Consider the following 3735-nt stretch of genomic DNA (forward strand, 5'->3'; position numbering starts at 1 on the left):
GGGTCCCACCACTGCCCCGGGTCGCAGGCCAGCGGTTGCGGCCCAACCCCCAGCGGCCGGCAGACCTTGCCCGTCGGATCCCACCACTGCCCGTCACCGCAGTCGGCCGAGCTCACCGCGGGCGTCACGATCGTGACGGCGGCCATCGTCGCTAACGCCATCATGACGACGGCTAAGAGATCGCGAATCGACGTCCTCATCGGGGCCTCCCCTCACGGTGTACGCATAATCGAACCGGGCCACCGCACAGCGGTCAAGCTCTTTCGTGGCTGTAGCGTGACGGCCGTGAAACCATCTGGGCCGCGCTCGGCCGTCGTACTCGCGGCGTGTGCCGCGGCAACCGTTCTGACTCTCACCGCATCGGGCAACGCGAATGCGGCCGGCACGTGCCCAACCGCGGCACCGCCGAGCGGCGGAACGCCTGAGTGGACGCTTCCCGGGGCAACCGGCAGCGTCGCGGTCACCGGATCCACCGATACCGCAGCCCCGAGTGTGAACGTCACGACGCCGTTCAGCGTGACCCAGACCCAGGTGCATACCCTGCGCGCCGGAGACGGGCCGGTGGTTCCGGGCACCGCCAGGGTCTCCGTCTGCTACATGGGCGTCGATGGACGCGACGGGTCCGTGTTCGACAGCAGCTATGAGCGCGGCGCACCGGTTGCCTTCGCGCTCAACGGAGTCGTGCCGGGATTTCAGAAAGCCATTGCGGGACAGAAGGTCGGTTCCACGGTCGCCGTCGCAATGACTTCCGCTGATGGTTACCCCAACGGTCAGCCGAGTGCGGGAATCCAGGCCGGCGACACGCTGGTCTTCGCGATCAAGATCCTCGACGCCTCGAGCTGAGCTACGCGACGCTCAATCACGATGAGCGAGCGGTGAACCGGTAATCGGCGTCGGTGCTCTGCGCGTCGATCTGCACGTCGTAGTCCCCCGGGGTCAGGGTCAGCGGTCCCATCGGCTGGCAACCGTCGTAGATTCCGCGGCCGCCGGAACTGCCGTCCGCGCCGAGAACCTGCCAGGTGAATCCGGGCACCTCGGAACAGCCCCCTGCCGGGGTGAAGGTCCATTGTTGGCCGGATTTCACGTTGAAACGCAAATGAATTCGTGTCGCGGCAGTGATATGTCCGGCGTTGGGTGCGGTCAAGTTCAGTGGCCGTTGTTGATCGCCCGGCGTCGGCTGCCAGCTGATGCGGTACTGCCCGTCGCCGAGTATCACAAGCTGGTAGGTCGCGGTGGCAGCGAACGCCACGCGCCCGAGGTTCGTGCAGCCGTCGACGCGTCCGACCGGCTCCCCCAACTGACCCGAGGAGTCGACGGGCCCAACCCCGTAGGTGAGACCCTTGCCACTGGGCGTGCATTCGCCGCGAACGTCGGCGACCTCGCCGGCGTGCCCGGTGAACTGGTAGGTGACTTGCTTTGCGGGACTGACGGTCCCGCTGACCGTCTTCCCGGCGCCGAAGTCGGTCCCACTGACCTGGCCGGTCGACTGCCCGGCGACACTCTTGATCGTCACGTCGCGGGCCACCGCCGCTGCGGCATCGGCCAACACCGGGTTGCCGGTGACGCTGACGTCGAGTACACATGCGGCGAGCAGCTCGGCGGCGATCACCCCGGCCTGCTGGCAGACGGTGCGGGCCTGGTCGGTGTTGGCGAGTTGCGGCTCGCCGCTGGGAAAGGCGCGATCGGTGAAGGTGGCGGTCGATTCGCCAGGCGCATATGGAAACAGGCTGTCGGCCTGGCTGATTCGCCACGCATCGCCGAAGTCGGATCGGATCGTGACTGGGCTCGCATCGGCAGGCACGCGACGACCGTCGGGCCGAATGAGGTCGTCGGCGGGATCGCCGTTGAAGTTGCCCAGCAGTCCCCGCGGCTGGTCGGCCTTCGCCGGCGCCGACGGCTCGAAGGAGACCCGCAGGCCCCACCATCCGGCATCGTTGACCTGTAACCGCGACCCTTCGGCCCATTGCACGGTGTAGGCCCTGCCGGTGAAATCCGTACTGGCCGTGGCACTTAGTGTTATGCCCGCGCCGAGGTCGCGCTGGGCGCCGTCGTCGATCGTGACTGTCTCCGTGTTGGTCCCATCGGTGCGGCTGATGGTCAGGACGCCATTTTTGCTGACGAAGGCGATCCGCTGGTCGCCGCTGCCCGCCGCGGCCGCCGATACCAACGAGGCCGTTTTCGAGTCGCCGACCGGCGCGGTCCGAACCTGCACCCGGGGGGCGGTTTTGTCACCGGAGGCGAACGCGGTGAATTCGCCGACCTGTTGCAGGTCGTAGAGCAGGCCGTCGGTGGTGGCCAGATGGGGGTCGCCGAACACCGAGTTGGTGGGTTTGGGTTTCTTTGTGGGCCCCGGTGGCGGCGGGTTCTTCTTGCAGTCTTCGAAAGACCCGGGTGGAAAGTCCGTGCCGTTGTAGCTTTTTCGTGGAGGCAGACCCCACGACGCGCGATAAGCGTTCTCGGCTTCCACCGCTCGCCATTCCGCGTAGGGGATGCCGCCTTCGCCTTTGTCGTTGGCTTTGGGGCAGGCGTCGTCGAGCGTTGAATCGGGGACGTTGTCGGCGTCGTCGGCGGCGTGCTGCAGCTCGTGGTAGAGCACCTCGCAGGGCGTGGCTGTTATGTCGTCCTTGCTGACATCGCGGGTCGGGTCCCAGAAAATCTGAATCCCGTTGTCGTCGTTGCGGGTTTTGGTGCCGGTTCCGTCGGGGGGAACATCGGTCGTGATGATTTTGATTGGCGGGGTCGTCGGACTGTTGAGGCGGCTCCACAGGCCGGAGGGGTCATGGCCCTTGGCGTACAGCATGCCGCACAGCTCGATGCCGTTGGCGGATCCGGCGTCCGCGTCGATCTCGGCGTGCGACCGTTGCGGCACAGCCGTGTACGCGATCGCGGTGCACACCGCCAGCACGATCGCGATCCGCCGCATCATTTGGTCACCTGGAATTCGGCGCTTGCGGCGTTGCCCGAATAGGGGCATTGCTGCGGTAAGTCGGTGCGATGCACACCGGTGACCGCCACCAGCCTCGCCGTAATCCGATATTTCCCAGGCTGATCCAGTACCCAGCTCGTGATGCGGCCACCGTCGACGGCCGTCTGCTGCGACGTCCGCACGACCGCTGACCCGTCCCGCGAGACTCCGACGTCCAACGGCACCGAGACCGAGTCGCCCGGAGCGACACTGCGCAGACCACGCGCGACGACGGCAGCCATCCCGTTGAAGAGAGACTCGCGGCCGGGCCGTCCCACCACTGCGGTTCCGTCCCGGGTCACCGAGACCACCTCGACCGATCCGTCGGCCACCGACGGTAGCGCGCACGCACCAGACCCGTTGTTGCGCAACACCATACTGATCTTTGGCGGGGTTCCGGCCGGATAGCTTGACTGCGCGGCCTTCAATTCGGCACCGACCGGGGAAGTCGCGGTCGACGGCGGTGAGCTCACATTGTCGTGGCCGCATCCCACGACAATCGCCGCGACGGCAAGCGTGGCTGCCCGGGAAAAGTTACTCACGACCGCCCACCAACGTCCGGCGCTGGGGTCAGGTTTCCAGCGGCGCGAACATGAGCGCGGGATCTATGCCGAGCTGCTGGGCAACGTGGGCGGCGTCCCAATACTCACGCCATCCGGTGATCTTGCCGTCGCGAACCCCGAAGAACGCCGTGACGTAGAAGGTGACGGTGACGCCGTTCATCGCGTTCACGTCGACGCGCTCGACGACGACGGTGTCGCCGTCGGAAA

At 66.7% G+C, this 3735-nt stretch carries 4 protein-coding genes and 1 pseudogene; 1 reads left to right on the forward strand and 4 read right to left on the reverse strand.

Annotated features, from left to right (window positions below; translation table 11 throughout):
- Positions 1-200, reverse strand: a pseudogene (locus JOZ00_RS13315) (hypothetical protein); the annotation flags it as partial.
- 145 nt (positions 201-345) lie between these two features.
- On the opposite strand from JOZ00_RS13315, the gene JOZ00_RS13320 reads away from it, so the two are divergent.
- Positions 346-843: an FKBP-type peptidyl-prolyl cis-trans isomerase gene (locus JOZ00_RS13320; RefSeq protein WP_293344429.1), complete on the forward strand. Its 498-nt coding sequence runs from the start codon at positions 346-348 to the stop codon at positions 841-843.
- 16 nt (positions 844-859) lie between these two features.
- Here the strand turns inward: JOZ00_RS13320 and JOZ00_RS13325 are convergent, their stop codons facing one another.
- The 3 genes from JOZ00_RS13325 to JOZ00_RS13335 form a co-directional block, all read right to left on the reverse strand.
- Positions 860-2926, reverse strand: coding sequence for a M91 family zinc metallopeptidase (locus JOZ00_RS13325; RefSeq protein WP_293344426.1), 2067 nt, complete (start codon positions 2924-2926; stop codon positions 860-862).
- The gene (locus tag JOZ00_RS13330) at positions 2923-3507 is read right to left on the reverse strand and encodes a hypothetical protein (RefSeq protein WP_293344427.1); all 585 of its coding nucleotides are present in this window, start codon (positions 3505-3507) and stop codon (positions 2923-2925) included. Before JOZ00_RS13330 ends, JOZ00_RS13325 begins: the two co-directional genes overlap by 4 nt.
- A 28-nt stretch (positions 3508-3535) precedes the next feature.
- Positions 3536-3735, reverse strand: a 200-nt coding sequence (locus tag JOZ00_RS13335) for a limonene-1,2-epoxide hydrolase family protein (RefSeq protein ID WP_293344428.1), incomplete at its 5' end; no start/stop codon positions are given.

This window comes from Mycobacterium sp. (assembly GCF_019243155.1).
In the GTDB taxonomy this organism is placed as follows: domain Bacteria; phylum Actinomycetota; class Actinomycetes; order Mycobacteriales; family Mycobacteriaceae; genus Mycobacterium.

Excerpts from the sequence above, each read along its gene's own strand:
- JOZ00_RS13325 (WP_293344426.1), bottom strand. The coding sequence starts at position 2,926 with ATGATGCGGCGGATCGCGATCGTGCTGGCGGTGTGCACCGCGATCGCG.